Origin of the sequence: Butyricicoccus pullicaecorum DSM 23266 (assembly GCF_900167005.1) — a bacterium.
GTDB lineage: Bacteria > Bacillota > Clostridia > Oscillospirales > Butyricicoccaceae > Butyricicoccus > Butyricicoccus pullicaecorum.
This window is the reverse complement of sequence record NZ_FUXW01000001.1, coordinates 1-24,368: the sequence shown is the minus strand read 5'-3', so window position 1 is coordinate 24,368 and position 24,368 is coordinate 1. Positions and strand designations below refer to the sequence as shown.

20 protein-coding genes are annotated in these 24,368 nt (G+C 56.8%); 5 read left to right on the top strand and 15 right to left on the bottom strand.

The annotated features are described in order from the left end of the window. Positions 1–532 precede the first annotated feature (532 nt). Together B5D52_RS00100 and cls are read right to left on the bottom strand one after the other, a co-directional pair. The gene (locus B5D52_RS00100) at positions 533–1,045 is read right to left on the bottom strand and encodes a GNAT family N-acetyltransferase (protein WP_016147966.1); all 513 of its coding nucleotides are present in this window, start codon (positions 1,043–1,045) and stop codon (positions 533–535) included. Between the two features lie 112 nt (positions 1,046–1,157). Then, positions 1,158–2,684 (bottom strand): cardiolipin synthase, encoded by a 1,527-nt coding sequence (gene cls, locus B5D52_RS00095; RefSeq protein ID WP_016147967.1) that lies wholly within the window; start codon positions 2,682–2,684, stop codon positions 1,158–1,160. A 216-nt stretch (positions 2,685–2,900) separates the two neighbouring features. Between cls and B5D52_RS00090 the strand changes: the two genes are divergently transcribed. After that, positions 2,901–4,100, top strand: a complete 1,200-nt coding sequence (locus B5D52_RS00090) for a M24 family metallopeptidase (RefSeq protein WP_016147968.1) — start codon at positions 2,901–2,903, stop codon at positions 4,098–4,100. 365 nt (positions 4,101–4,465) lie between these two features. Here the strand turns inward: B5D52_RS00090 and B5D52_RS00085 are convergent, their stop codons facing one another. Next, complete coding sequence (locus B5D52_RS00085; protein ID WP_016147969.1) at positions 4,466–6,253, bottom strand: Na/Pi cotransporter family protein; 1,788 nt, start codon at positions 6,251–6,253, stop codon at positions 4,466–4,468. A gap of 185 nt (positions 6,254–6,438) precedes the next feature. On the opposite strand from B5D52_RS00085, the gene B5D52_RS00080 reads away from it, so the two are divergent. Genes B5D52_RS00080 through B5D52_RS00070 form a run of 3 tightly spaced genes read left to right on the top strand, consistent with a single transcriptional unit; the run spans position 6,439 to position 8,365 of the window. Further along, entirely contained in the window at positions 6,439–7,113 is a 675-nt protein-coding gene (locus B5D52_RS00080) for a gamma-glutamyl-gamma-aminobutyrate hydrolase family protein (RefSeq protein WP_016147970.1), read from the top strand. After that, the gene (locus B5D52_RS00075; protein ID WP_016147971.1) at positions 7,110–7,454 is read left to right on the top strand and encodes a hypothetical protein; all 345 of its coding nucleotides are present in this window, start codon (positions 7,110–7,112) and stop codon (positions 7,452–7,454) included. The genes B5D52_RS00080 and B5D52_RS00075 overlap by 4 nt, the downstream gene beginning before the upstream one ends. 38 nt (positions 7,455–7,492) lie before the next feature. Further along, on the top strand, positions 7,493–8,365 hold the full coding sequence (locus B5D52_RS00070; protein ID WP_016147972.1) for an EamA family transporter: 873 nt from the start codon (positions 7,493–7,495) through the stop codon (positions 8,363–8,365). 58 nt (positions 8,366–8,423) lie between these two features. On the opposite strand, the gene rpoD is transcribed toward B5D52_RS00070, so the two are convergent. The 5 genes from rpoD to hflX form a co-directional block, all read right to left on the bottom strand. Next, positions 8,424–9,647, bottom strand: a complete 1,224-nt coding sequence (rpoD, locus tag B5D52_RS00065; RefSeq protein WP_016147973.1) for an RNA polymerase sigma factor RpoD — start codon at positions 9,645–9,647, stop codon at positions 8,424–8,426. Between the two features lie 3 nt (positions 9,648–9,650). After that, positions 9,651–11,417, bottom strand: a complete 1,767-nt coding sequence (gene dnaG / locus B5D52_RS00060) for a DNA primase (protein ID WP_016147974.1) — start codon at positions 11,415–11,417, stop codon at positions 9,651–9,653. Positions 11,418–11,444: 27 nt separating this feature from the next. Further along, complete coding sequence (locus B5D52_RS00055; RefSeq protein ID WP_016147975.1) at positions 11,445–12,437, bottom strand: deoxyguanosinetriphosphate triphosphohydrolase; 993 nt, start codon at positions 12,435–12,437, stop codon at positions 11,445–11,447. Between the two features lie 170 nt (positions 12,438–12,607). After that, entirely contained in the window at positions 12,608–13,252 is a 645-nt protein-coding gene (locus tag B5D52_RS00050) for a YigZ family protein (RefSeq protein WP_016147976.1), read from the bottom strand. Next, positions 13,249–14,514 (bottom strand): GTPase HflX, encoded by a 1,266-nt coding sequence (gene hflX / locus B5D52_RS00045; RefSeq protein ID WP_016147977.1) that lies wholly within the window; start codon positions 14,512–14,514, stop codon positions 13,249–13,251. The genes B5D52_RS00050 and hflX overlap by 4 nt, the downstream gene beginning before the upstream one ends. Positions 14,515–14,690: 176 nt before the next feature. Between hflX and B5D52_RS00040 the strand changes: the two genes are divergently transcribed. Continuing rightward, a complete protein-coding gene (locus B5D52_RS00040) occupies positions 14,691–16,445 on the top strand; it encodes an S-layer homology domain-containing protein (RefSeq protein ID WP_016147978.1) in 1,755 nt (584 codons plus the stop codon). Between the two features lie 109 nt (positions 16,446–16,554). Here B5D52_RS00040 and rpmE read toward each other — a convergent pair whose 3' ends face one another. The 7 genes from rpmE to B5D52_RS00005 form a co-directional block, all read right to left on the bottom strand. Beyond that, on the bottom strand, positions 16,555–16,758 hold the full coding sequence (gene rpmE / locus B5D52_RS00035) for a 50S ribosomal protein L31 (RefSeq protein ID WP_016147979.1): 204 nt from the start codon (positions 16,756–16,758) through the stop codon (positions 16,555–16,557). Between the two features lie 103 nt (positions 16,759–16,861). After that, a complete protein-coding gene (locus B5D52_RS00030) occupies positions 16,862–17,320 on the bottom strand; it encodes an S-ribosylhomocysteine lyase (RefSeq protein ID WP_016147980.1) in 459 nt (152 codons plus the stop codon). Positions 17,321–17,395: 75 nt separating this feature from the next. Continuing rightward, entirely contained in the window at positions 17,396–18,106 is a 711-nt protein-coding gene (locus tag B5D52_RS00025) for a lysophospholipid acyltransferase family protein (RefSeq protein ID WP_016147981.1), read from the bottom strand. Between the two features lie 13 nt (positions 18,107–18,119). Next, positions 18,120–19,499, bottom strand: a complete 1,380-nt coding sequence (locus B5D52_RS00020) for an MATE family efflux transporter (protein WP_016147982.1) — start codon at positions 19,497–19,499, stop codon at positions 18,120–18,122. A 133-nt stretch (positions 19,500–19,632) separates the two neighbouring features. Beyond that, positions 19,633–20,946, bottom strand: a complete 1,314-nt coding sequence (locus B5D52_RS00015; RefSeq protein ID WP_016147983.1) for a chloride channel protein — start codon at positions 20,944–20,946, stop codon at positions 19,633–19,635. A 191-nt stretch (positions 20,947–21,137) separates the two neighbouring features. Continuing rightward, positions 21,138–22,646: an IMP dehydrogenase gene (locus tag B5D52_RS00010; protein WP_016147984.1), complete on the bottom strand. Its 1,509-nt coding sequence runs from the start codon at positions 22,644–22,646 to the stop codon at positions 21,138–21,140. A gap of 168 nt (positions 22,647–22,814) precedes the next feature. After that, positions 22,815–23,354, bottom strand: coding sequence for a hypothetical protein (locus tag B5D52_RS00005; protein ID WP_016147985.1), 540 nt, complete (start codon positions 23,352–23,354; stop codon positions 22,815–22,817). Between the last annotated feature and the right edge of the window lie 1,014 nt (positions 23,355–24,368).

Sequence of the window (24,368 nt, the reverse complement as noted above, 5' to 3'; positions counted from 1 at the left end):
ACAAAAGGCATCTGCTCTCGATTGCTCTGAGCCCACGCCTCCTTCATCTGCGTTCCTTTGCCATAGTTCTGATATCAGAACTATGGTTCTATATTCGACTTTATTATACCATACCGGCAGACAAACATCCAAGAAGAATCTTCGGCGTGTGCGCCGTTCATGGCATCATTGCGAAAAAAACGAATCACAGCTATTTCGCTGTTATGATACCATATAGAGTGCACTCCATGTCAATCCCCTGGCCTGCCGAAAGGCGTACAAATACCGGGTTTGAACACACAAAAACCGCCCTTTTTGGGGGCGGTTTTCACTTATGCCGACTGTACGGCATTCCGTTAGGCTTTCTTATGATACTTGCGAACCAAATAAACCACCAGCGCACCAATGCCAATGATCGCGACGATGTTAAGTATGGTGATCAAAATACTGTATCCATCCAGTGCCACGTATGTCATCCCGGTTCATCCCTTTCACAGGTATCGTTTTATGGCTCTATTATATCCTATGGTTTTGGTCTGTGCAAGTGCGGGATTTACGCGCTCAGGTGCAGAGAGCCGCGGATCTCCTCCAGTGCGCCCGGGTGCAGCTCGACGGCCTGCACGTACCGGTCAGGAATCTTGGAGCAGTTTTCAATGCCGAAGTCGGTCACCGGTCGGAAACCGAAACGGCTGTAATAAGCCGGGTCACCCACCAGAAAAGCAGCGCGATAGCCCATATCTGCTGCCCGCGTGAACGCCTCGCGCAGCAATGCGCCGCCGATGCCCTGACCGCGCAGGTCTGCACGCACGCACAGCGGAGACAGATACAGTGCCGTGCACGCGCCCTCCTCGGTCTGTACAGTGCGCTCGGTGAGCAGTACGTGACCGACCAAATTGCCGCCCTGCTCTGCGACCAGCTCAAGCGCCGGGACATAACCACGGCTGCTGCGCTGGGCGATCACCCAGTCCTGCTCGCACCCGTCCGAGATGCGCGACTGCGCAAACGCCTGCCGGATCAGCCGGTAAACTGCGCGATAATCCCCAATTTTGATTTGCCGAATGTGCATAGTTCCTCCCTTTTGCATCCCCCTCGGATGCGTCAAAAAAACGGCACAGCGACGCGCGCTATGCCGTTTGTCGATGGACTTTATTATAGCACATTTTCGCCCGCTTGCAAAGTCAAAGCATGGGGGCAAAGAGGCGCAGAATGGAGGCCGCGATCGAGGCCAGCCACGGAACACTGCGGAACCACTCGTCATCGATCTGACGGCTCAGTCCCATGGTGTCGAGCACGTCGTCGCGAATCTCGCTGATGGTCTCGCCGCCATACAGCACGGTGCCGCACTCAAAGTGCAGGAAGAACGAGCGAAAATCCATGTTCATCGTGCCGACAACTGCAACATCATCGTCCGAGAGGATCATTTTGGCATGCAGGAAGCCCGGTCGATACTCGTAGATTTTAACGCCTGCCCGGTGCAGCTGCTGGTAATACGAGCGCGTGACGCGGTAGACCAGCTTTTTGTCCGGGATACCCGGTGTGATGATACGCACGTCGATTCCCGACTGGGCAGCGACGGTCAGCGCGGTGATCATCTCGTTATCCAGAATCAGATAGGGCGTTGTGATATAGACGTACCGCTGGGCGCGGTTGATGATGTGCATGAACACGGTCTCGCCAACGTTGCGGTCGTCGAGCGGACTGTCGTAGAACGGCTGCACATAGCCGTCACCCGAGCGCACAACGGTCGGCATATAGCGGTCACGATCAAAGAAGCGGTCTTTGGTCGTGTACTCCCACATTTGCAGGAACATCTCGGTCATGTTGGCGACACCCGGGCCCATCAGACGGACACCGGTGTCCTTCCAATGGCCAAAGCGTATGCGCTCATTGATATACTCATCGGCCAGGTTGATGCCGCCCATAAAGCCAATGTTACCGTCCACGACGCAGATTTTGCGGTGGTCACGGTTGTTGAGGTAGGTATTCAGGGTGGGAATGAAGCGGTTAAAACGCACGGCGTGGATACCCAGCGAGCACAGGTATTTGTCATAGCTGTGCGGGAGTGTGCCGAGGCAGCCCGCATCGTCATACATGACGCGCACTTCACAGCCTTCCCTGACCTTGCGAACCAGGATATCCAGCAGGGTATCCCACATTTTACCGGGTTCGATGATGAAGTACTCCATAAAAATGAAGTGCTCCGCCGATTCCAGTGCCTCACACATGGCGGCAAACTGCTTTTCACCAACCGGATAATAGGTCGTTGCGGTATCTCCCCAGACCGGCATAGCGCTTTCGTTCTGGATATACCGTGCGCCGCGGGTATAGCGCGGCAGTGCGGCAGCCATCTCCTCGCTTGCAGGCGGTTCGGGAACGGCAGAAAAATCCGGATGGCGCAGACGCTGACGATGACGAGCGCGATTGCGATTGAACGGGGTATTGCCCCAAAACAGATAAAACAATCCGCCGAAAATCGGGAAGAGTAAAATCAGTACAATCCAGGGGATTTTATATGCTGGATTATCATATTTTCGAATCAGCCAGATGACAATAATTGCACTGAGGATGGTGCACATGCGATAGACCCACATCCAGCTCAGGCTGACAAAGGCAATCACACAGATCACTACGGCCGCCTGAACTGCCAGCAAAACACCGCCGACAAAGCGCCGGTCAGCGATCAATTTCTGTAACTTTTTCAGCATAACCCCTCCAAAACCATTATTTTTCTCCTGATATCATCATAAACCGACATTTGTCAAAAGTCAATCAAACCCGTGTAAAGTCTGTTTAAATTCCCCTCCGGCGCTGCATTCCCGGTAAGAGGTGGTTTTTTCGTTGTAATTTCCCGCCGCTCTGCTATAATGGAAGAAGAATTTCAATTTCTGCCGGGAAAGGCAGAGGCAGAAGGAGCTGTGACCATGCTAACCCACAATAAAGTCCCTAAATCCGAGCTTGATGCCCGTTTGTCCGCTCTGCGTGCGGCACTGACCGCGCGTGACCCGGCCTGGGAAATGGTACTCATCAACAACAAGATCAGTTTGTACTATCTGACCGGAACCATGCAGGATGGCGTTCTGGTCATCACCCCCACCGAGGCGACCTTCTGGGTACGCCGCTACTTCCCCCGTGCGCAGGAAGAATCCCTGTTTGGCGATCTGCGCCCGATGAAGTCCTTCCGCGTGCTCGAAGGCAGCTATTCTGTCCCCGCCTGCGCTTATCTGGAGTGCAAGACCGCGTCGCTCGAATGGCTGGGAATGGTGCGCAAGTATCTGCCCTTTGCCGACTACAAGAACATCAGCCCGATTCTGGCCGATCTGCGCGCGCACAAAAGCGCATACGAGCTGGACTGCATGCGCCGCGCCGGAGCTATCCATGCCGAAGTACTCGAGCGCGTCACGCCCGGTTTGCTGCGTGAAGGCGTGAGTGAGGCCGTGCTGTGCGCGGACATCTACCGTGCTTTCCTCGAGCGCGGTGCAATGGGTATCTCTCGTTTCAATCAGCTGCTCGGTGAAGATGTCGCCGGTCTGTGCGCGTTCTCGGAAAACGGTCTGCGCGTGACCGCGTTCGACGGCCCGGACGGCAACGCCGGTACCTGCATCGCAATGCCTGCCATCGGCGACAATCGCCGCCTGCTGCAAGAGGGCGACCTCGTTCTGCTGGACATCCCGTCGGGCGTGGACGGTTACCACACCGACAAGTCGGTCGTCTACTTCTACGGTGATCTTGACCGCCACCCGGCTGCCGATCGCATCCGCCGCGCTTACGCCTTCTGTGCCGAGTTCGAGCGCAAGGTCGCCGAGCGTATGGTTCCCGGCGCAATTCCTGAGGAAATCTTCCTGGAGCTGTGGCCGACCATTCCCACAGAGTTTGCCGAGGGCTTTATGAATGGCGGCAAGTTCCTGGCGCACTCGATCGGTCTGGTCATGGACGAGGCTCCGGTTATCGCACGCGGATTTAAGGCTCCGCTGGAAGCTGGTATGACCTTTGCGTGTGAACCCAAGATCGCCCTGCCGGGTGTCGGTGTGGTTGGCACGGAAAATACGTATGAGATCGTCGCACAGGGCGCCGCTCGCTCGCTGACCGGAAATATTCTGGATTTGCAGTGCATTCGGGAGTAAACCCCGCCGTCAGGCGAAATAAAGTTTGGATCAAACCTTTTCAAAGGTTTGCGGGTTCTCAGGGCAGAGCCCTGAGTCGCACTCCGCAGAGTGCGAAACTCCCCTTTTGATTCCCGGTGTCCGACCCGGGAATCAATCAAAACATACATAAGAAAAAGACCGTCCTTTGGGACGGTCTTTTTTATGAGCGCACTTTGTGCGCGGAGAATTGCGCGTCTGCGGACGCGCTTTCATTTTTTATTTTAGTTGATTCCGGTCAAAAGACCGGAATCAAAAAGGGGATTCCGTGTCCTGCGGGACACGTCTCAGGGCTCTGCCCTGAGAACCCGCAAGCCTTTTAAAAAAGGCTTGAGCGAAAACTTCATTTAGAGCACCGGCTTAGTTGCTTCCAGGCCGCTCAAGTATTTCTTCTCGAAATACTCAACCGCCTCACGGAACTCGGGTGATGCCTTATACGCATGCTTACTGAAATCGTGCGTATCAAAGCCCTTCTTGCCCTCTGCCAGCTGAATGGTATAAATCGCGATATTCGAGCAGTGGTCGCCGATCTTCTCCAGATCGTGTACCACCTCGAGGAACGGCAGACCGGTCTGAATCGAACACAGTCCAGCGTTCAGTCGTTCAATGTGACGATTCTTAAGGATAGCCTTGAGCATATCGACGACTTCCTCAATCGGCTCTACCTGACGTGCAATCGAAGCCGACTGCTCCAGATAACCGTTTACAGTCTTTTCCAGCAGCTCGCTAACGGCGTCAGCCATAATCTTGAGCTCGGCTGCCGCCTCTTCAGAGAAGTGACCGCCGGTCTCACGCAGCGAAGTGACTGCGTCGAAAATGTTCTGCTCATAGTCGCCGATCTTCTCGAAGTCACTCAGCGAGTGCAGCATCTCGGCGTGCTGACGGCGCAGGCCGCCCGGAAGATCGGAGCGAATCTGTACCAGATACTTGGCAATCTCAACCTCTGCACGGTCGAGGAAGCTCTCATGTTCGAGGAAGAGTTCCGCATTCTGCTGCACATTGCTAAACAGCGGGTCCATTGCAAGCGCATAGTTGCTGAGCGCTGCGGTACCCATGTCTGCGATGCAGTGCTGTGCCTGATCGAGTGCGATGGAAGGCGTTGCCAGAAGGCGCGGCTCCAGCTTTGCCAGCGGGTCTGCCTTCTCCTCCTGTGCCGGGATGGTGTGCTCGGCCAGGAAGACCAGAACACGGGTAAACGGCAGGAAGAGCAGCGTCACAACGACGTTAAACAGCGTGTGGAAATTTGCGATGCCGGCCTTGTCGATGGCCTCGCTCCAGAAACCAAAGCCGACCGTATACTGAAACGCATAAACTGCGGTCAGGAAGATGATCGAACCAATGAGGTTAAAGTAAAAGTGTACCATTGCCGTACGGCGTGCATTCTTGCTGCCGCCGATGGACGACAGGAACGCGGTGATACAGGTACCGATGTTCTGACCAAGAATAATCGGGATCGCAGCCGAATAGGTAATAGCACCGGTCGTAGACAGCGCCTGCAGGATACCGACCGAAGCCGAAGACGACTGGATGATCGCGGTTACACCCGCGCCGACCAGAACGCCCAGGATCGGGTTGGAAATGGCAGCGAAGATCTGCGAGAACTGCGGCATATCGGCAAGCGGCGCAACCGAGCTTTCCATGGTCGCCATACCGATGAACAGCACGCCGAAACCGATGAGAATGTCAGCAATGCTGCGGCGGCGCTTGCTCTTGCTGGTCATCAGCAGGATAATACCGATCAGCACCATGATATACGCCAGATTCTTGGGCTTCAAGATCTGCATGAGGAAGGTATCCCCCATCGTGCCCGAAGAGTCCAAACGTAAAATCTGTGCGGTGATCGTGGTACCGATGTTCGCGCCAAGGATAACACCGACCGACTGCTTGAGGGTCATAATACCCGCGTTTACAAAGCCGACGACCATAACCGTCGTAGCCGAAGACGACTGGATAACAGCGGTTACAACCATACCCATGAGCAGCGCCGAGAAAATATTGCCCGTCATCTTTTCGAGCGTCTTCTCCAGCTTTGCACCGGCAGCCTGTTCCAGGCCGTTGCCCATCGTCGTCATGCCGTAAATGAACAGTGCCAGGCCTCCGGCCAGCTGCACAATGTTCATCAAATCAAACCCCATGATTTACTCTCCTTCTCTGATCCGGTCTTTTGATTTGTTTCGCATTTTTCCGATTTATTTTCCTCGAATTTTACCAACTTAATTATATCTTTTTACTTTTCAAGATGTCAACCTATTTTCGCAAACTTTGTTCTTACAAAATTTACAAATCTTTTTCCTTGCGCAATCTCCGGGAGGTGCATTTTATGCAAGATTCTGTTATACTGATTTCGACCGCAATCGAGCCCGGCGCTCGCTCGTCCAAACGCACCGCGTCCACGCTGTACGGGGATGCGCTGGCACGTGCCGGAGTGTCCGGCGTCCTGTATGCAGGCGGTGATCCCATCGCGCTGGCTGGCCGCTGCGACGGGCTGCTGTTATCGGGCGGCGGCGATCTGGAGCCCGCACTTTACGGCCAAACACCGCAGTCGCACCGGCTGTCGCTCGACCCCGTTCGTGACACCGAAGAACTGGCGCTGCTGCGCGCGTTCTGCGCCCTGCGCAAACCGGTTCTAGGTATCTGCCGCGGCATGCAGGTCATCAACGTCGCCTTCGGCGGCACCCTGCTCCAAGAAGTCGCCGGTCACGACGGCATTCCCCACCCGGTCACAACCGTCGCCGGGACGCACACCGCCCGCCTGACCGGCGGGTTCTTCAAAGCGAGCAGTTACCACCATCAGGCAGTCGGGCAGCTCGGGCACGGTCTGTGCGCCGCGGCCTACGCCGCCGACGGACTGATCGAAGCGCTGGAACACCGCTCGCTGCCCATTCTGGGCGTGCAATGGCACCCCGAGCGCATGATTCCCGGTCTGTGTACCGATGTCCCGGCCGATCACAGTGCGCTCTTTACTTATTTTATCCAAAGGAAGCCCAAACCATGAAAAATTACCGCGTCGTCAACCTGGAACTGACCTTACCCGCCGTGCGCGACATGCCCGAGCGCATCACCCGCGAGGTGCGGCAGGCGCGTGCGCATCAGATTCGCGTCATCAAATTCATCCACGGTTACGGCTCGACCGGTCGAGGCGGCAAACTGCGCCTGGCAGTCCGTCAGACACTGATCCGCGCCGCGCAGGCCGGACAGATTGCCTGCTGCATCCCCGGTGAAAAACTGTCCATCTTCGACGCAGACACCCAGCGTGCCCTGCGCCTGTGTGATGAACTGCGCCGCGACCCCGATCTTGACCGGCACAACAACGGTGTGACCATCGTCGTTCTATAATTTTTATCCCGCAACAAAAAAGAAAGAAGGCTTTTCCCATGCTTTGGCTTGTTATGGCTGTATTATCCGCATTTTTTGCCGGTCTGACCGCTATCTTAGCCAAATGCGGCATCAAACACACCGATTCCGATGTCGCAACCGCCGTCCGCACGCTGGTTGTCCTGATTTTCTCCTGGATTATGGTGGTGATCGTCGGTTCCCTGCCCACGCTCTCGTCCATCGCGCCCCGCTCGCTGCTGTTTCTGGTGCTGTCCGGACTGGCGACGGGTGCGTCCTGGCTGTGCTATTTTAAGGCACTTTCCCTCGGTGACGTGAACAAGGTCGTACCCATCGACAAGTCCAGCACCATCCTGTCGGTTCTGTTCGCCATCGTCTGCTTCTCCGAGACCGCACATCTGGCCGTTAAATTCATCGGCACTGCGCTACTGGCCGTCGGCATTTTCCTGATGATCGAGAAAAAGCAGTCATCCACCGTCCAATCTGCGAACAACCGCTGGATGCTGTACGCTGTCGGCTCGGCTGTCTTTGCCGCGCTCACCTCCATTTTGGCCAAGGTCGGTATCTCGGAAGTCGAATCCAATCTGGGCACGGCCATCCGCACCTGTGTCGTACTCATCATGGCATGGCTTGTCGTCTTTCTCAAAGGAAAACAGAGCGAAATCCGCAAAATTGACCGGCACGAGCTCATCTTTATCCTGCTTTCCGGTCTGGCGACCGGCGCATCCTGGCTGTGTTACTACTACGCCATTCAAAACGGCATCGTCAGTGTGGTTGTCCCCATCGACAAACTCAGTCTGGTCGTCACCGTCGCTTTTTCCTACATCTTTTTCCACGAAAAACTCAGCAAAAAAGCCTTCCTCGGTCTGTGTCTCATGGTCATCGGCACGCTTGCGATGGCCATTTGGAGCTAAAAAAATACCTCCCGCACGGTATCTTGCTTGCCATGCGGGAGGTTCTTTTATATTTGGTTTAGTTCAGGAAATCCTTGAGTTTCTTGGAGCGGCTCGGATGCCGCAGCTTGCGCAGTGCCTTGGCCTCGATCTGGCGGATACGTTCACGAGTAACGTTGAACTCCTTGCCAACTTCCTCGAGGGTACGGGTGTGACCGTCCTCAATGCCGAAGCGCAGACGCAGTACCTTTTCCTCACGAGGCGTCAGCGTCTTGAGCACCTCGACCAGCTGCTCCTTGAGCAGCATGAAGGATGCTGCCTCAGCCGGTTCGGGCGCATCGTCGTCCGGGATGAAGTCGCCGAGGTGGGAGTCCTCCTCCTCACCGATCGGGGTCTCGAGCGATACCGGTTCCTGTGCGATCTTGAGGATATCGCGCACGCGGTCAACCGGCATGTTCATCTCGGCTGCAATCTCCTCGGGAGACGGGTCATGACCCAGCTCCTGAAGCAGCTGGCGGGATACGCGGATGACCTTATTGATGGTCTCAACCATGTGTACCGGGATACGGATGGTACGCGCCTGGTCTGCAATCGCACGGGTGATCGCCTGACGAATCCACCAGGTTGCGTAGGTCGAGAACTTAAAGCCCTTGGTGCAGTCGAACTTCTCAACCGCCTTAATCAGACCCAGATTACCCTCCTGAATCAGGTCCAGGAAGAGCATACCGCGGCCAACGTAGCGCTTTGCAATGGATACAACCAGTCGCAGGTTGGCCTCTGCCAGACGCTTCTTGGCACGCTCGCCGGCCTTAACAGCCTTATTCAGCGCGGCAATCTCGTCCGCGCTGACTGCAACCGCACCCGGCTGGGTCATTGCGTCCAGCTTCTCAGCTGCCTGATTGCCCTCGAGCATCTTCTGTGCCAGGTCGATCTCTTCCTCAGGGGACAGCAGGTCAACCTTACCGATCTCCTTGAGGTACATACGTACCGGGTCGTCGATTGCGAAGCCCTCGGCAAGCGCCGACGTGTCCACCAGCTCTTCTTCGGGCACTTCCTCGACTGCCGATGCCTCGAACTCTTCGTCGTCGTCACCGAGCGGTACGTCGAGCACGCCTGCCCCCTCGATCTCAATGCCCTCGTTCTCGAGCATCTCGTAGACCTTATCGATCTGGTCGGTCTCAAGCTCCAGCGGCGACAGCGTATCCGCAATCTCCTTGAGGGTCAGTTTACCGTTCTTCTTACCTCTTGCCATCAGATCCTTGACGACCTGCATCTGCTGCGCGAGCTGTTCTGCACTTGCCATATCTTATTTGCCTCCCATTTTATCTGCTTTCATTTTGGAATAGGTGATCATCGGGTCTTCCCCACCGGATGTCGCGGCCTGCTCCAGCTGCCGCTGGGTGCGCCGCTCGTCCATGATCTTTATGTAATCGTCGAGTGCCTTCTGCCGCCGCTCGGAACCCTGCGGACGGGATAAAATCTCGGACAGCAAGGCAAGCTCTCCGTCATCCAGGTAACCCTCATACCCGCTGACCGATACCGGCGCGCCTTGCTGTTCCAGTTCCAGCGCACGGGCGTAAATCTTTGCGAGTACAGGGGCGGAAAAATCCTCCGGCCGCAGGCGCTGGGCCAGCGGGGCTAAGAGGGATGGATCGGTAAAAATCAGACCCAGAATGCCTTCCTCTGCACGTCCCGCGCGGATGTCGGGATAGTGTAAAGCGCGATCCTTGGGCTGTGCGTTCTGCACGGCGGCGCGAATGGCGCGGTGTTCTGCCGTGCGCTCGCGTTTGTTGCGCTGACCGATGGCGCGTTTGACCTCGATTCTGAGTGCGTCGGTTGTGACACCGGCCATCTTGGCTACGCGTCCCATGTAGACTTCGCGCTCGATCTCGCGCGGAATGGCCGCCAGCATCCAGGCTGCCTGCTTGAGAAACTCGATGCGCTGGTCGTCCTCGGTCAGGTCGAACTTTGCCGCAATCTGTTCCAAGCGGTAGGCATTATGCCCTTCGCTCTGCTCGATCAGCCTGCGGAACGCCTCGGCGCCCTTGGCCTTGATGAACTCATCGGGGTCCTTTGCGCCCGGAATGCGCAGGACGTTGACCTGCAAATCGGCACGCTTTAAAATATCGATGGCACGCTGGGCGGCGGCTTGTCCGGCACCGTCCGCGTCATACGAAATGATAATCTTTTTGGTGTAACGCGCGATCATACGCGCCTGTTCGTCGGTCAGGGCGGTGCCAAGACTGGCAACCGCACTGTCGAACCCGGCCTGATGCAGCGCAATGACATCCATATAGCCCTCGGCTAAGATAAAATAGTCATTCTGCGTCTTTTTGGCCAGATTGAGCGCAAACAAATTGCGTCCTTTATGGAAAATCCGGGTGTCCGGGGAGTTTAAATACTTGGGTTTTGAGTCGTCCATGACACGGCCGCCGAAGGCGATGACCTGTCCGCGCACGTCGATGATCGGAAACATGACGCGCCCGCGGAACTTGTCATAGATCGCGCCCTTCTCGTTCTTGACCACCAGACCGGCGTCCAGCAGTTCGTCCTTGGTGTATCCCTTCTTCTGCATCGCGTCCATCGTTGCATGGAAGGAGTCGGGCGCATAGCCCAGACCAAAGCGGTTCATGGTCTTGCGGGACAGTCCGCGTCCGGCAAAGTAGCGCTGTACCGGCGTGTACTCCGGCCGCCACAGGGTATCGTAGTAAAATCGCGCCGCGTCCTTCATCAGCGCTAATAAGCGCTCGCGCCGGCGCGCGGTGCGCGGGTCGATGGTGTCCTGCGGGACTTTCAGGCCGCAGCGGTCGGCCAAAAACTGTACCGCGTCGCGAAATTCCAGTCCCTCGGCGCGCATGACAAAGTTAATCACGCCGCCGCCCGCACCGCAGCCAAAACAGTGATAAATCTGCTTGTCGGGCGAGACCGAAAACGACGGGGATTTCTCGTTGTGGAACGGACACAGGCCAAAATAGTTGGCACCCTGCCGTTTGAGGCTGACATAGCGCGAGACCACATCTACAATGTCACTGCGTGCAGTCAGCTCGTCCAAAAATGCGTGATCGATCGGCATTGTGTCCACCTCCCTTGAAAAAATATGCTATGTACGGTTCCAGGAGCGCGGCAAGAAGAGATCCTTACAGCACGCAATGGCGTAGCGGTCGGTCATCGAGGCCAGATAGTCGCACACGATGCGTGCGCGGCTGTCGCCGTCCTCGGTCAGCCGCTGATAAGCCGCCGGAAGCGTATCGAAATGGTTGATATAGTGATCGTACAGGGTGCGCAGCATCCACTCGGCGCGTGCGTCCTGCGCGGCCGACTGGCCGTCATACACCCGCTCGAACAGGAAGCGTCTGAGCGCCAGCATGGCCTGTTCGGTCTCGGCATCCATGCCGATTTCGCGGTTTTTCACCCCGTAATCGATGACCGCGCGCACCAAGGTATCGATGCGCTGGCCGTGGGTTGCGCCCAGCGTGTTCTGGATGTCCTGCGGGATGTCCCGCTCGGCCAGAATGCCTGCGCGAATGGCATCGTCGATGTCGTGATTGACGTAGGCGATGCGGTCGGCAAAGTGAATGAGCCGACCTTCCGGGGTCTGGGCGTGCCGCCCGCCTGTGTGGCACAGGATGCCGTCCCGCACCTCGTGCGACAGGTTGAGCGGTTCAATCCGGCGCACCATGCGCACGCTCTGCTCGTTGTGGCGAAAGCCCTCGGGACAGACCGCGTTCAGCGCACGTTCTCCGGCGTGGCCGAGCGGCGTGTGCCCCAGATCGTGCCCGAGTGCGATGGCCTCGACCAAATCCTCGTTCAGCCGCAGCGCTCGCGCAATCGTCCGCGCGATCTGCGAGACCTCAAGCGTGTGCGTCAGCCGGGTGCGGTAGTGGTCGCCCTCGGGAGAAATGAACACCTGTGTCTTGTTGGACAGTCGCCGGAATGCCTTGGAATGGATGATCCGGTCGCGGTCACGGGCAAAACAGGTGCGGATGGGACAGGGCGCAATGGGCTGTTCCCGACCAAGTGAGCGGTCGGAAAAGGTCGCCCAGTCACACAGTAAACTGTGCTCCAGGGCTTCGGACTGCTGACGGATGGTCATGGTCTGCGCCTCCCTTCCGAAAAAATCTCTCCATAATATATATACGCAATGGATGGCCGAAAAACTTTTTTTCCAGCCCATTTTTTCGGGATTTTTTTATCTTTGTACAGGTTGTACAAGGAGACTCGCTTTTTCGATGGAATGTCCGGTTGTCCTGACGGTGATTTTGCTCAGCGGATGCGTCGTCCGCGGAAGGCAACCTCCATCTCCTCGGCGTAGACCGTACCTGCGGTTGCGTCGGCCAGGGCCGCGTTGAGTGCATCCAGACCGCCGACCGGCTGGATGACGGTCAGCGTCACGTCCGCACCGTAGTCGGTGTCCTCAATCGTGCAGTCATGCGCAGGCAGTACCTGCTGCACAACGCCGAGCAGATTGTACGGGCATGCGATGAGCAGGGTGGAAAACCGGCTCATCTGCTGGATTCCTGCGGCAGCGACCGCGATCTGTGCGCCCTTGGTGTAGGCACGCACCAGCCCGCCCGTGCCCAGCAGAATGCCGCCGAAATAACGGGTCACGACACAGCACACATTGACCAGTCCCTCGTGCCGCAGCACGTCCAGCATGGGCATGCCCGCCGTACCCTGTGGCTCGCCGTCGTCCGAATAGCGCATCAGGTTGCCCTCGCGCAGGATGTAGGCATAACAGTTGTGCGTCGCATCCCAGTAAGTTTCGCGCATTTCCTTGATTTTGGCGGTTGCCTCCTCCGGGGTCTCGACCCGCCACAGGCGGCCAATGAACTTGGAGCGCTTTTCTACAAAGCTATCCTCTGCGTAGGCTTCAAACGGAATAAAATAGTCCTTTTCCTCTGCTGTCATGCCTCTTCCACCCGATATTTCTGCATCTGTCCACACAATTTATCGTCCACAATGACGGTCACGAGCGTACCGGCCTCGCCGTACTCGATGGACTTGACCTGACCTTCTCGGTGCAGCACGTCGAGCGCTGCGCCGTCGCTGTACGGAATGCACAGGTGCATCTCGTGCTTGCCGCGTCCGAGTGCCTTCTCGATCGCTGCCAGCAGCGCCTCAGTGCCCTCGCCGGTCTTGGCCGAGAACAGCACACCGTCGCGTGCGGCCGGCAGTTCGTCGCACTTATCGGCCTTATTGTAGACCATCACGCGCGGAATCTCCTGTGCGCCCAGCTGCTCGATGACCTTGTCTACGGTCGCAGCGTGAATCTCCCAGTTGGGATCGGACACGTCCACGACGTGCAGCAACAGATCGGCGTAAGCCAGCTCCTCGAGCGTTGCCTTGAAGGCCGATACCAGATGGTGCGGCAGCTTGCGAATAAAGCCAACCGTGTCGGACAGCAAAATTTCCTGGGTGTCCGAGATGCGCTTTTTGCGCGTGGTCGGGTCCAGGGTGTCAAACAGGCGGTCATTGGCCTCGATGCCCGCGTCGGTCAGCAAATTGAGCAGCGTGGACTTGCCCGCGTTGGTATAACCCACGATGGCAACCAGCGGCAGCTCGGTCTTTTTGCGCTGGCGGCGCTGAACAGCACGCACCTGTCTGACCTGCTCGAGATCTTCGCGCAGCTTGTCAATGCGTCTGCGGATGTGTCGGCGGTCGGACTCCAGCTTGCTCTCACCGGGGCCGCGCGTACCGATACCGCCACCCAGTCGGCTCATGGCATGACCCAGACCGGCCAGACGGGGCAGAATATACTGATACTGTGCCAGCTCGACCTGTAATTTACCCTCACCCGTGCGGGCACGCTGGGCGAAAATGTCCAAAATGAGCGCCGAGCGGTCGAGCACGGTCTTGTCGGTCATCTCCTCGAGCACGCGCATCTGCGAGGGTGAAAGCTCGTTGTCAAAGATGATCAGGTCGGCCTCGTTGGCCTCGGCCAGCTCCTTGACTTCCTGCGCCTTGCCCTCACCGATGAAGGTACGCGCATCGGGCGCCGGTCGGGTTTGCAGCGTCATCGCCACGGTCTCCGCGCCTGCGGTCTCGACCAGTGCCGCAAGCTCGGCAAGTGTCTCCTCGTCGGCGTTCTCATCCATGCCGAAACTGTGGCATCGCAGGCCAACCAGCACGGCGCGTTCCTTTTTCGGCTTGTCAAATTCCATTTCCATCATGTGCTACACATCCTTTCCCGGTCTGTGTCGGTCTCGATTGGCTCCCCTTCCGGGTCGTCCCCTCTTGACAAATTGTTCTCGCTCTATTATTGTATTAAGTACATGGTACAGTAATACACAAAAGGGCAGACCGTCCCCCGTCCGGTCTGTGCACCAAACAGAAAGGAGATCAACCCATGAAACGACTTATTTCCGGTCTGCTCACCGCGGCGCTGTGTCTTGGCAGTGTGCCGACCGCGCTGGCCGCCACGACGACCCAGACGGTCACGGCTGGGGCTTCGTCCGACTTGACAAATGCCCGCCGCGCCGATTTACAGACCCTGCTGGATACCCTCGCCCAGCATCCCGACCTGTACCACGCAAACAGCAAACAGGTTTTTGATTCCAAGGCGGCCGAGATCCAGTCCGGTCTGGCGCAGATGTCCGACGTCGACTTTGCCCTTGCTCTCTGCGAACTGGCCGCACTGGCGCAGGATTCACACACGAGCGTGTCCATCGGCTCTCAGATCAGCGGTCAGGTGCGCGTGCTGCCCATCGGTGCAACCGTGGTCGACGAGGGCATTCTGCTCACCCGACTGCCGGAAGCAAACAAATCCGCGCTAGGCGGCATTCTCACCGCAATAAACGGTGTATCCATGGACGAAATCTACCAGAAGATGATGCCCATGTTAGGCGGCGATAATGCGGTCTATCAGCACCGGAAATTCTCGCAGGCGTTTTATATCTATGAAATTTTAGCCCATTACGGCGTATTGTCCGACCCGAACGGCATTGAGTTGACCATTCAGCAGGGTGACCAGGTGCAGAAGATCACCGTGGACGCGGTCGACCGCACCACCCTGTCCAAAATGCAGCTTGCACGTCTGGAACGCAAGGCTCCGGCAACGGCTCCGGACAAAAAGAAACTCTATTTTGCAAAAGCGCTCGATGCGCGCACGCTGTACATCCAGTACAACAGCTGCAAGGAAGACCCCAAACTGCCCATGCAGACCTTTACCCAGCAGGTTGTCGACCAGCTGGACGACAAGGGCTATGATCGAGTCATCCTCGACCTGCGCGGCAATGGCGGCGGCTCGGACGGTGTCATCATCCCGCTGCTGCATGTGCTCGAAGAGCGGCACAAACAGGACGGTCTGGCGTTCTACACCTTGATCGGCTCGGGTACCTTCTCGTCCGCACTCATCAACGCGGTAGAGTGCAAGCAGGCAGGCGCAACCATAGTCGGTACGCCGTCCGGCGGCAGCGTCGATCACTTCGGCGCGGTGCGTCCGTTCACGTTGGAGCACAGCGGCTTGCAGGTGAGCTGCTCGACCAAGTTTATCGACCTCGCCCCGCTGCTCCCGGCAGCACAATCCTATGACGTGCAGCCGTTCGAGCCCGATGTGCTCGCACCGCAGACCCGGACAGACTACCTTGCAGGTGTTGACTCGGCTGTGCAGGCCATTCTGTCCCGCACCGATGATGCCGGACAGCCGGCGGCAAACCTCAGCCGCGGCGCACTGGCCGTACAGCTTGGTCGGGATTACGCCGCACGCACGGGCACTGCACTCAATAACCCGGACACTTCGTTCGGAGATGTGTGCATCATCGCTTACGATGCACCCTATATCAGCTGGGCGGCGCACGCCGGTCTGATGTCGGGCGACAGCGCGACCGTCTTTGCCCCGAACCGTGCGGTCACCCGGCAGGAACTGGCCGTCGTGCTCTCGCGGTACGCTGCGCTGTGCGGTCATCCGCTGACGGCGGACGGTGCAGTGACCATCACCGATAATGCCTCGATCGCCTCCTGGGCACAGGATGCCGTGCAGGCGCTGGTCAGCCGCAAGGTGCTGACGCTCACAGACGGCGCGTTCGCCCCCAGCCAGACCGTGACACCGACGCAGGCTGACGCGGCAGTCCGCGCGCTCGATACGCTTATGGATCAAATGTAAGTTCGACTGTTTTGGAAGCCCGCCGGGATGCGTCCCGGCGGGTTCTCTGTTTTTTCCGTTCTCAGCAATAGAAAAGCCATCGATCACGAGCGCAATCGATGGCTTTGCATTACTTGTCCAGATTGAAGCGCTTCTTGAAGCGATCAACACGTCCGCCGGTATCTACCAGCTTCTGCTTACCGGTGAAGAACGGGTGACACTTCGAGCAAACGTCAACGACGATGTTCTCCTTGGTGGAGCCAGTCTCAATGACATTGCCGCAAGCGCAACGAATGGTCGTCTGCTTATAATCGGGATGGATGCCCTGCTTCATGTTGTTTCACCTCTTTCCGGTTATGCCTTACAGTCGTAAAAATATAATATCATACCTTCCACGAGATTGCAAGCATTATTTGAATTTTTTTGCTGGAAAAACTTTATTTTTTGTAGACAAGATCGGCCTCTGTCCATCCTTTGAGGACGGGCTGCATGGAACGCGCAATCTTCTTAGCGCCTTCCAGGTCGTGCAGCAGGTAGTTACCGCACTCAATGCGGCTCACGCCGGGCACGTCGCCAGTGAAATCGACGACAAAGTCCATGGTTTCCTGCACCAGACGGATGGCGTCCGACGGCTTCATGTCGCGCACGAGGAAGTAGAAGCCGGTCTGGCAGCCCATCGGGCCTGCGTAGATGATCTGATCGGCAAAATCCGAGTTGCGCACGTAAGTGGCAAACAGATGCTCAAAGGTGTGGGATGCTGCGGGCTCGAGGTACACGCCGCCATTCGGGGTGACCATGCGCACGTCGTAGGTGGTAATGTCCCCGTCGATGCGCGAGGTGTACATGCCCGGGGTCAGCAGGTCGTGATTGACCTCAAAACTTGCGATTCGCTTCATAATGAATACGCTCCTTTGCTGATTTGCGTTCTGATTGTATTATAATTCGCCGCGTGCAAAATGACAATCGATTTTTTACGGCAGAACCGATACGATGGTATCATGCACCTGATCGGGCAGGCTGCGCACCTGTTCCCGGCTCAGATCGGCGGTCGGAACGGGCGGATGGATGGTGACGCGCACGGTCGCCGGACGAATCCAGAAGCCCTGCGCCTCCATCAGGCGATAGGAACCGTCAATGGTGACCGGTACGATGGGCGCACCGGCACGGGTGGCAATGCGGAAGGCACCGCCCTGAAACCTGTGCATCGGGCCGCCGCGCGAGCGTGTGCCCTCGGGAAAGATGGACACGCTGCGTCCGCTCTCGAGCAGGCGTTCCCCGTCCACAATGACCTGTGCACCCGCTCGGGGTGACGAGCGGTCGACGAACAGGCAGTGCAGATGGCGCATCCAGGCGCGTACAAAGGGCAGCTTTGCAAGCTCCTGTTTGGCAATCAGTCCGTGCGGTTCGTGCAGAACGGTCAGCAGGATGGGAATGTCAAAGTTTCCCTGATGGTTGGCGACGTAGACCGCCGGTTCGTCGGGCAGGTTATCCTGTCCGGTGACCTCGACCTTTGCCCCGGCCAGCCGCAGCAGTCGCCGCGCCCAGCGCCGGACAATGCCCTGCACCAGCTCGTCGGCGTGGGCATTCCGTCCGCGCTTCTCCAGCCACCAAATATAGCCGCTGACCGGAATTGCAGCCAGCAAATACAGCCAAAAATACACAAACCAGATCACAGTCCGCATGGTTTTTGCTTCCTTACTGCGCCTTGGGCGCTAAATTTTTGATTTCCTTTTGATAGATTCGAGCCAGTACCGCGTAGGAAATCACAACCGCGATGTACTCGGCAAACGGGAAGGCATACCAAGTCGCACCCAGACCGAAGAAGTAGCCGAGCAGGGCTGCAACCGGCAGAATGATGCACAGCTGACGGCAGAACGAGACGACGAGCGACGCCAGACCGTGGCCGATCGCCTGAAAGACAGTCGAATTGATGATGCCGAAGCCCGCACCAAGAAAGGACAGGCTGATGATGCGCAGCGCGGGAATGCCGGTCTCCAGCATGTCCGCAGTTGCTGCCGGGTCATTCGCCGGGGTAAAGAGCATAATCATCTGCGCAGGGAAAATCTGGAAAATGACCGTGCCCACGCCCAGAATGACCAGTGCCGAGATCAGGGTAATGCGATAGGCGCTGAGCAGACGATGTCGGTCGCGTGCGCCGAAGTTGTAGCCCATAACCGGCAGTGCACCCTGATTGAGTCCAAAGACCGGCATGAAAATAAAGGTTTGCAGCTTAAAGTAAACGCCCAGAATGGTAACTGCAGTCTCGGAGAACTGAATCAGGATGGCGTTCATGCCTGCCGTCAGTACCGAGGACAAACTCTGCATGATGATACCGGGCAGACCAACCTGATAAATTGCACCGATCATGCGCAGATTGGGCTTCCAGCCGCGCATACGCAGCGCGAGTACCTTCTGATGGACGAACACGCCCCACAGACCAATCAGCATACCGACGACCTGACCGATGATGGTTGCGAGCGCCGCACCGCGGATGCCCATCTCGGGGAACGGGCCGATGCCGAAGATGAGCAGCGGGTCCAAAATGATGTTGACGATCGCACCGGTCAGACCCTGACACATCGGAATGATCATATTACCGGTCGACTGCTGAATCTTCTCGCACATGATGGAGACCATGACAAAGATACTCAGTCCCACCGCGATGTGCGAATAGCTGACCGCCTGTTCAAGGACGGCTGCATTCTCGGTAAAACCAGCAAGGAACGGACGGCTGCCCAAAAATCCCAGCAGGATAAACACGATACCGCCCACAATGGACAGTACCACGCCGTGTTCGGCCGCATTGTCGGCCTTTTCCTGATCCTTTGCTCCCAGGCAGCGCGCGATCAGCGAGTTGACACCGACACCGGTACCGACCGCAATTGCGATGACCAGCTGCTGAAGCGGAAAGACCAGAGAAACGGCGGTCAGTGCACTGGCCGAGTATCGTGCGACGAAAATACTGTCGACAATATTGTAGAGCGCATTGATGAGCATGGAAATCATAGCCGGCAAGGCCATGCTGAAGATGAGCGGTCCCATGCGCATGGTGCCCATTTTCTGTTGCGACTGCAAAAAAATCCCTCTTTCTGAAATATAACTGTTTACCTGTCCCCCAGACAGGCGCAATGTCTATTCTACCCGACGAGCTGACGCTTTGCAAGGGCGGATTTCCTCAATTTTTGATTTCTTTTGTCAAGGTTCGATCTTATTCGCCCGATTGACGCGCGATGAACTCGGGACGCAGCTTGGAGTACATGATCTTCTGTGCGCTGTACAGTCCGGAGTAACCGGAGAACATGTACGACACTGCGCAGCCCAGCGCAAACAGCAGCAGACCGTCGCCGCCGAACAGCTCATAGGCCAGCAAAATGGAGGTCAGCGGGCAGTTGGTCACGCCGCAGAACACGGCGACCATACCCACACCGGCTGCAAACGAGCCGGACAGGCCGAGAAAACCACCATAATAGCATCCGAAGGTCGATCCGACAAAGAACGCCGGAACGATCTCGCCGCCCTTAAAGCCCGCACCCAGCGTCAGTGCGGTCAGCACCATCTTAATCAAGAATGCCGCCGGGTGCGCGTAGCCGGTGAACGCACGCCAGATCACCTGCATGCCCGCACCGTTGTAATCCCGTGTGCCGAGCAGCAGCGTGAGCACGACCACGATGCAGCCGCCCACGAATACACGCACGTAAGGATGGGGCAGATAACGCGCATACAGACGCTGAATGATGCCGAACACCTTACAAAACAGCACCGCGACCAGTGCGCACAGCAGGCCGAGCACGATGACCTGACCGAGTGCCAGCGGGGTCAGCTGCGGAATGCCGTAGACCAGAAACGCTTCGGGCACGCCGCCCAGCGCACGCGCGGTCATCAGGGCAACCAGAGAGGCCAGCAGGCATGGGAACATCGCCGCGTAGTACATGACGCCCACGCTCACGACTTCCATGGCAAACACGGCTGCCGCCAGCGGTGTACCAAACAGAGCGGAAAAACCTGCCGCCATGCCGCACATCTTGAACACACGCTCGTCCTTGTCGTCCAGACGCATCAGACGGCCAACCGAGGCCGAAATTGAGCTGCCCAGCTGGAGCGCTGCACCCTCTCGGCCGGACGAACCGCCGAACAGATGGGTAAGCACGGTTGCAATGATGATGAGCGGTGCGGTGCGCAGCCGAATGGGCGCATTATCGCGCACCGAAATGAGCACCAGATTAGTGCCTCCGTCGCGCGCCATGTCGCACGCGCGATACATCCATACAATGAAAAGGCCGATGACCGGCAATCCAAACAGAATATAAGGATATTCTCCGCGCCACTCGGTCACGACCGCAATCGCGTGGTGAAATCCCACACCGACCACGCCGACCACGACACCAATCAGGCACGAAAAAAAGATCCATCGTATAAAAGTCCATGCATTCCGCACGGTACGATGGGAAACGCCGTCGGTCATCTGCTTCCAGAGTCCTGTCTGCTGTTCGTTCTGCTCTACCTGTTCATCCATTTCATCCATTCTGTGCGCCCCCTCTCTTCCGACCGTCCCGGCTGTCGCGATTTCCCCCGCCGTCGGTCTTTTCCCGGCATATCTTGTGCTTTCATCGTATCATATTCGCCTCAAACTGGCAAGATATGTCTGCCTGCAAGCACAAAGAAAAACCCGCTCAGACAAGAGCGGGTTTTTTTCAGACGCATCGAGCGTCAGTCTTACTTGTGTGCCGAAACTGCGGTATCCTTGAGTACGACGTCGTGTGCGCCGCCCTCGACGATCGAGGTCGCGGAAACCAGCGTGATCTTTGCCTTCTCCTGCAGCTCGGAGATGGTCAGCGCGCCACAGTTGCACATGGTCGAGCGAACCTTGTTGAGCGTCAGGGTGACGTTATCCTTCAGCGAGCCGGCATACGGTACATAGGAGTCAACGCCCTCCTCGAAGGACAGCTTCTGCGCGCCGCCCAGATCGTAACGCTGCCAGTTGCGCGCACGTGCCGAGCCTTCGCCCCAGTACTCCTTCATGAAGGTGCCGCCAATGTTGACCTTGTTGGTGGGCGACTCGTCGAAACGGGAGAAGTAACGGCCGAGCATGATGAAGTCTGCACCCATTGCCAGCGCCAGGGTGACATGGTAGTCGTGTACGATACCGCCGTCCGAGCAGATCGGGATATAGATACCGGTCTCCTTGTAGTACTCGTCGCGTGCTGCTGCAACCTCGATGACTGCGGTTGCCTGGCCACGGCCGATACCCTTCTGCTCACGGGTGATGCAGATGGAGCCGCCGCCGATACCGATCTTGACGAAGTCTGCGCCAGCCTCTGCCAGGAAGCGGAAGCCCTCGCGGTCAACGACGTTGCCTGCACCGACCTTTACGGTGTCGCCGTAGTGCTCGCGAATCCATGCGATGGTGCGAGACTGCCACTCAGAGAAGCCTTCCGAAGAGTCGATGCATAGTACGTCAGCGCCAGCCTCGACCAGTGCCGGTACACGCTCAGCGTAGTCACGGGTGTTGATACCCGCGCCAACGATGTAGCGCTTGTCCTTGTCGAGCAGCTCGAGCGCATTTTCCTTATGAGAATCATAGTCCTTACGGAATACCATGTATACCAGATGCTGATTCTCGTCTACCAGCGGCAGGGAGTTGAGCTTATGATCCCAGATGATATTGTTTGCTTCCTTGAGGGTGGTGTCTGCCGGCGCCGTAATGAGCTTTTCAAACGGCGTCATGAAGCTCTCAACCTTTTCCTCGGTGGACATACGAGAGATGCGGTAGTCACGGCTGGTTACAATGCCGAGCAGCTTGCCGGTTGCGGTGCCGTCGTCGGTAACTGCGACGGTCGAGTGACCGGTCTTCTTCTTCAGTGCCAGAATGTCTGCCAGGGTCTGGTCGGGCTTGATGTTGGAGTCAGAAACGATAAAGCCAGCCTTGTACGCCTTGACGCGTGCTACCATTGCGGCTTCGCTCTCAACCGACTGCGAGCCGTAGATAAAGGAAATACCGCCTTCTCGTGCCAGTGCGATTGCCATCTTGTCATCGGAAACTGCCTGCATGATCGCAGAGACCAGCGGGATGTTCGCATACAGTGCGGACTGCTCGCCTTTCTTAAACTTTACGATCGGCGTGCGCAGACTTACGTTTGCCGGTACGCACTCAGAGGAGGAATATCCCGGTACCAACAGGTACTCGCTGAACGTACGAGAGGGTTCGGAAAAATAATACGCCATAATGTCTTCTCCTTTACCGCATATTGCTGATTTTTGTTATGTATCATTATACCGTTTTGTACATCCAAAGTAAACCCGCGTTTTGTCAAAATTTGCGGGTGAAAGCGCCCTGTCAGGCTATGCAAAACGCCGTTGGGCATTCAACCAAACAAAAATCCGACCGTTTGCTTACGCCTTTTCGCCTTGCAGACTGTATCGGATGCGATCCTCGATTACCTGGCTCGGGTTATAAACTCCATTTTCCGGCACTTCCTGCGAGGGAACAATATCCAAATAAGCCAGATGATTGACAAACTCTGAGGGGACATCTTCGAAGATGAGCAGCGTTGCGTTGTACTCGGTATCCTCGACTACGGTTGCGGGATAGATCGTCCCACTATCCGACACCAGAAAAGCCGCACCGGGCGGGGTATTCTGATCACGCACATAGATGACCGGCGTGGTACGGCAGACAACCGACAGCGCCTGCGGGTAATAGTACGCCGTGTACATGATGCTCGACTGGTTCTCGTCCTTACTGTCTTCCCAGATGACCTGGCGCTCCAATTCGCCCCCGATTTTCTCGGAAATCGCAGTCATACGCTCGGTGTAATAGTCACTTCGTATATCATGTACCTTTTGACTGAAATAAAACAGCGGTATGGCAATTAAAATTACCATCAGCAGCGCCTGCGCAATATGTCCTTTGTGATCTTTCAAAATTGTCATATCAATCCGCCACCTTCTATGAACTGCTGTCCATCTTTATTTTATTGTATCAGCCCGTTCATCAAATGTACATCCCGATTTCTCACAATTTATTGCTTTATTTTTTCACACAGACCTTGCGACATCGATGTCAGACGCATATAATCAGTAAAAAGACTTGTTTTACCGGTTAGGAGGATGTGTTTTGCCGACTTGCAGCGCGTGTCAGTTTTATGTCAGCAGGCGGAAGCGGTCAGAGAGCAATGATCGCGTTTTGGGGCATTGTACCATGCCGAGAATTAAGATTCGCCGACCGGATGCTCCGGCCTGCTTGCGCTTTGTCCCAAAGGACTTCCGCCCGCAGGCGAACTAAAGCTTTCGCCAGCCTTTCTCGAAAGGCTGCGGGTTCTTAGGGCAGCGCCCTGAGTCGGACTCCGCAGAGTCCGAAATCCCCTTTTTTGATTTTCCCGTCCCCCGCAGGGGAAAATCAACTAAAATTTAATTTTTAGCGCTCGCCGCAGCGAGCAAGACTCTTTGCGCGCAAAGCGCGCTCATGAAAAACGCCTAAAGCGTTTTTCCCATAGCGGCTGACGCCGCACCCCCGTTCTCCGTTCATGACTTGGCCGAACGAGTCGGCCACAGCCTTACGGGAAAATACCCCACCGGGGTATTTTCTGATTCCGCAAGGCTCCTTAGAAGGAGAACGAAGGCCAAAGGATGGACAACCTACGGTTTGCCTCCATCGCTAAAAAATATTCCACCGGAATATTTTTTACGGTACGCTCGAAAATCGCGTACCGCCGCTCACCTCGAGCACGCACGCCTACGGCGTATTTTAAGGCGCGCTCTCGTCCCTTTGTGACCCCGTTTTCCCTTTCCGTCAGATGTACATTTCAGCCGCCGACAGGGTGAGAATGTACGAGCTCCGCACAGCGGGTGCGAACTGTCCGGCGCTCCCGGTTGTGCTGGGACTGCGTTGTGACAATATACTTTGGGGAACGACTGCGAGCCAAGTAAAGGTTTTGTACGGTCAGG